Here is a 4,955-nt window from a genome sequence, read left to right as displayed (position 1 = left end):
GGCGAAACGCAAGAGTCGGTTCTCGCCCAGATCGAGGCCGTTGCGCCAAAGCTCGCCGGACGCTTCGCGCGCGAAGAGCTGGAGAAGGTCCTTCCGGCGGGGGCGGCGCGGAATGCCCTCGATTGCGCGCTCTGGGACCTCGAAGCCAAGCAGTCGGGCGTGGCGGCCGAGGTTCGGGCGATGGTCGCTCCCACGGCGCCGATCGTCACCGCCTACACGATCACGATCAAGACGCCGGAGGAGATGGCAGAGGTCGCGCGCAAGGAGAGCCACAGGCAGCTTCTCAAGATAAAGCTGGGGCATTTCGAGGACGACCGCGCCCGCATGGAGCATGTCAGACGTGCCGCGCCCGACGCACGCCTTATCGTCGATGCAAATGAGGGCTGGACCTTCGACCAGCTCAAGGAAATGGTGCCAATCCTCGAGGGGGCCGGTGTCGAGCTGATCGAACAGCCGCTTCACGCGACCAGAGACGATCCGCTGCGCGGCTTCGAATGCGGTATTCCGCTATGCGCGGATGAGGCCTGTCACACGCGTGCCTCGCTTCCGAGCGTCGAGGGTAAATATGCCTATATCAACATCAAGCTCGACAAGACGGGCGGCGTGACGGAGGCGCTTGCCCTCGCCAGGGAGGCGCGGAAGCGCGGTTTCGGCGTGATGATCGGCTGCACGAACGGCACCACGCTTGCGATGGCACCGGGACTCATCGTGGCGCAGCTTTGTTCCATCTGCGATCTCGATGCGGCCATGTTCCTCAGGGAGGTCGAGTCCGGCGAGACGGTTTATGCCGGATCGGAGCTCGACTGGTCGTCGGCTCGCCGCTGGGGGCTGCCGTAGCGCCGTCGCCTGAAACGGCCTTGACGGCCAGCTATCCCGATGTTCATATGAACATCGTTCATATTAAGAGTGAAGCGGACGGGATGAAATGACTTTGGATATCGATTTGGTGCGATCGCAGTTTCCATCCCTCGCCGTGAAGGATGGAGGCCGGCGGCGCATCTATTTCGACAATCCGGCCGGCACCCAGGTCTCGAAATTCGTCACGGATCGCATCTCGGATTATTTCCTGCATCATAATGCGAACAAGGACGGCGCGTTTGTCACGACGCGCGCGACAAGCGCCATCATCGATGCCGTTCGCCAGGGTATGGCCGCCTTCTTCAATGCGGACACGATCGAAGAGGTCGTCATAGGCCCCAGCATGACGGCGCTGACGTTCCGGATGGCGCGTGGTCTCGAAAATCGTTTCGCGCCGGGCGACGAGATTATCGTCACCAGCATGGATCACGACGGCAACGTGTCGCCCTGGTTGCAGATGGCCGAGCGGCGCGGGCTGGTGGTGAAGCGTCTCGAATTCGATCGCGAAACCTATCGCTACGACATGGCGGCCTTCGAGCGGCTGTTGACGCCGCACACGAAATTCGCCGCGGTCAATTATGCGAGCAACATCACGGGTACCATCAACGATGTCGGCGCGATCGCCAAGCGCATGAAGGCGAATGGTGGCCTCACCTATGTCGACGCCGTTCAATATGCGCCTCATGGCGTGATCGACGTGCAGACGCTTGGCTGCGACTTCCTCGTCTGCTCCGCCTACAAGTTCTACGGTCCTCATCTGGGCATTCTGTGGGGACGAAAGGAATTGCTCGCGGACATGCCGATAGACAAGCTCAGGGCCGCGCCGACTTATCTTCCGGGACGCTTCGAGCAGGGTTCGGCCCCTTTCGAGCTTCTCGCGGGCCTTCTGGGCGCACTTCACTATTATGCGTGGGTCGGCGGCGACAAAACCGTCTTCGGCCCGTTCGATGTCCCGTTGCGGACGTCGATCAATGCCGGCAAGTTGCTGATGCTGAGGCAGGAGGAGCGACTTGCGCAGCGCCTGATCGAGGGGTTGCGGGCTTTGCCCGGAATTCGTGTCCACGGTCTGGTCGGGGACAACGAGATGAGCGAGCGCGTATCGACGGTCTCCATCAGCGTGGCAGGGCGGGACCCTGACCAGCTCGCAGAGGCTCTTGCCGAAAGGAATATTTTCGTCTGGAGCGGACATAATTATGCGCTCGATGTCATCTCGCATCTCGGTCTCGGCGACGCCGGTGTCTTGCGTATCGGGCCGGTCCACTACAATACCGATGGCGAAGTTGACGAGATTTTGTCGGCAATGAAGGAGCTTGTCGCGTGAGCAATGTCTGTCCTTTCCGGCGCGCCCGCCCTTACGACTTCTGAGCGGAGAAGACTATGGACGCCCCGGCATCTGGTCAGGTCAAACTTGCGGATTACAGGCCATCTTCTTTCCTGATCGATCGGGTCCATCTGGCATTCGAACTCGATGCGCAACGGACCCGCGTAACATCGAAGCTTGAGATGCGACGGCGGCCGGGCGCGGCGCGAGAGGCGCTCCGGCTCGATGGCGAGAAGCTCGATCTGATTTCGGTGGTTCTGGATGGCCGGAGGCTCGACCCGCAGGAATATGTGCTCGACCCGCAGAGTCTGACGATCGCCGAGCTGCCGGACAGCTTCATTCTCGAGATCGAGACGGAGACGAGCCCCGCCGCCAACAAGTCGGGGCGGGGGCTTTTTGAGATCGGCGGCAAGCTCTCGACGCAGTGTGAAGCCGTTGGTTTTCGGCGCATCACCTATTTTCTCGACAGGCCCGATATTCTTGCCGTCTACACGGTACGGTTGCTGGCCGACCGGTCGCGCTATCCTGTTCTGCTTTCCAACGGGAATCTTGTCGCGGCGGGTGAGGACACGGATGGACGGCATTGGGTCGAATGGCACGACCCCTTCCCGAAGCCTTCCTATATCTTCGCAGTCTGCGCCGGCGACTTCGGCATCCTCGCCGACAGCTTCAAGACCGTGAGCGGAAGGACGATCCGTCTCTTCATTTATTCGGATCGCGAGTTGGTCGAGAAGTGCCGGTTTGCGATGTCGGCGCTCAAGCGTTCGTTCAGCTGGGACGAAGAAACATTCGGTCTCGAGTACGATCTGGATACGTTCCATCTCGTGGCCCTGTCCGGCTGGGCCGGAGCGATGGAGAACAAGGGCCTCAATATTATCGAGGCGCATGGCGTCGTCGCGGATCGGCAGATCACGACCGATGATGACTACATTCTGATCGAACGCATTATTGGCCATGAACAGTTTCACAACTGGACCGGCAATCGCGTGACCTGCAGGGATTGGTTTCAGCTCAGCCTGAAAGAAGGACTGACGCGTTACCGCGATCAGCTTTTCATGGAGAGCACGCTGGGAACCGGTGCCTGGCGCATCGAAATGGTGAAAGCGCTCCGGCGCAACCAGTTCCCGGAGGATGACGGTCCTGCCGCGCATCCGGTGAAACCGGATGTCTATACGGCCATCGACAATTTCTATACGGGAACGGTCTATGAGAAGGGGGCTGAAGTCATCCGCATGATGGCGACGCTTCTCGGTCGGGAGGTTTTCCGCGCCGGCTTCGATCTCTATATCGAACGGCATGACGGGCAGGCGGTGACGACCGAGGATTTCGTCCGTGCGATGGAGGACGCATCGGGGCGGGACCTCTCGCAGTTCCGCCGCTGGTACCATCAGGCCGGGCGGCCGCGCATTCAGGCCAGCGGCCGCTATGATGCGGAGCGCTCGCGTTACGCGCTGACGCTTCGGCAAAGCTGCCGCACGGTACATGGCCGCGCTCCGGCGGAGCCGTTTCATATTCCTGTACGCGTCGGGCTGGTGTCCGATGAGGGACATGCCTTGTCCTTCAGGCTGGCCGATGACAGCTCTGCATCGAGCATGACGGACGTCGTCCTGAATCTCACGGAAGCCGAGCAGATCTTCGTCTTCGAGGATGTGTCCGTCAGGCCGATCCCGTCTCTGCTGCGCGGGTTTTCGGCACCGGTGACGGTCATTTCGGATCTGACGCAGGATGATCTGGCCACGCTTCTGGCCGTCGACCCCGATCCCTTCGCGCGATGGGACGCCGGCCAGACCCTCTTTATCGGGCTGATCCGCGATCTGGCCGCCAAGCGTGCAGCAGGGCAGGAGATGGCTCTTCCCGCTGCGGTGGTTGACGCTTTCACCCGCATTCTTTCAGACGAAGATGCCGATCCGTTTCTGAAGTCCCAGCTTCTAGCGATCCCCGACGAGCCCGTATTGAGCGAGGGGCTCGATCTCATCGATCTCGATGGGCACATGACGGCTCGGAGTTTCGTGCGCCATGCCCTGGCGACGGCGCTGAAGGCGCAGCTGATCGACAAGTATCGGTCCCTTGCCGCGACCGGGCCTTACGAACAGGACTTTGCGTCGATCGGACGACGCAAGTTCAGGAATGCGTGTCTCGAGCTTCTGACTGCGCTTGGAACACCGGATGTGCTCGACCTCTGTCTCGGGCAATTGAAAAACGCCGACAACATGACGGACATGTTCGAGGCTCTTTGCTACCTGAGCCATATCGATTGCCCGCAGCGGCGGGAAGCCATCGCGTGGTTCTACGAAAAATGGAAAGACGCGCCCACCGTCATCGACAAGTGGTTCAACGCCCAGGCCCTCTCGCGTATGCCCGGTGTGATCGACGAGATCGTCGCACTGGAAAGCCATCCGGCTTTCGACCTCAATAACATGGCGCGCGCCATGCTCTTTTATGGCGGGTTCTTCCGGCAGAACCGGGTGATGTTTCATGACCCGAGCGGCAAGGGCTATGAGTTCCTCGCCGATCGCCTGATCATGATGGACAAGCTGGGGCGGCAGGGCAGCTTCTGGATCATGCCCCAGATCAATCAGTGGCGCCGCTACGATCCGCATCGCCGGCAATTGATGAAGAAGGCACTTGAACGCGTGCGCGCAACGGCTGGCATCAGCGACGGTCTGCGCGAAAGCATAAACAACGCATTGAACTAGGAGTATCCCGTGCGAACAGTGATTGAAACGGCGGAGCTTGTCCGCAAGGGAGAACTCAAGGCCCGCGAGGCGGTGTCCGA

3 protein-coding genes are annotated in these 4,955 nt (G+C 60.7%); all 3 read left to right on the top strand.

The genetic code is table 11. The features are described from left to right. Positions 1 to 837: dipeptide epimerase (locus VMR03_RS11190; RefSeq protein ID WP_325405204.1), on the top strand; the 837-nt coding region annotated here is incomplete at its 5' end. A gap of 109 nt (positions 838 to 946) precedes the next feature. After that, a complete protein-coding gene (locus VMR03_RS11185; protein WP_325405202.1) occupies positions 947 to 2,179 on the top strand; it encodes a cysteine desulfurase-like protein in 1,233 nt (410 codons plus the stop codon). Between the two features lie 56 nt (positions 2,180 to 2,235). Continuing rightward, positions 2,236 to 4,875, top strand: a complete 2,640-nt coding sequence (gene pepN / locus VMR03_RS11180) for an aminopeptidase N (protein WP_325405200.1) — start codon at positions 2,236 to 2,238, stop codon at positions 4,873 to 4,875. Positions 4,876 to 4,955 lie beyond the last annotated feature (80 nt).

Source organism: Parvibaculum sp., assembly GCF_035511255.1.
Taxonomy (GTDB): domain Bacteria; phylum Pseudomonadota; class Alphaproteobacteria; order Parvibaculales; family Parvibaculaceae; genus Parvibaculum.
Note: the sequence above shows the minus strand (reverse complement) of the source record. Positions and strands in the feature narration are given on the sequence as shown.

What these genes read in the sequence shown, in the direction of transcription:
- pepN (WP_325405200.1), top strand. Translation starts at nt 2,236, where the DNA reads ATGGACGCCCCGGCATCTGGTCAGGTCAAACTTGCGGATTACAGGCCA.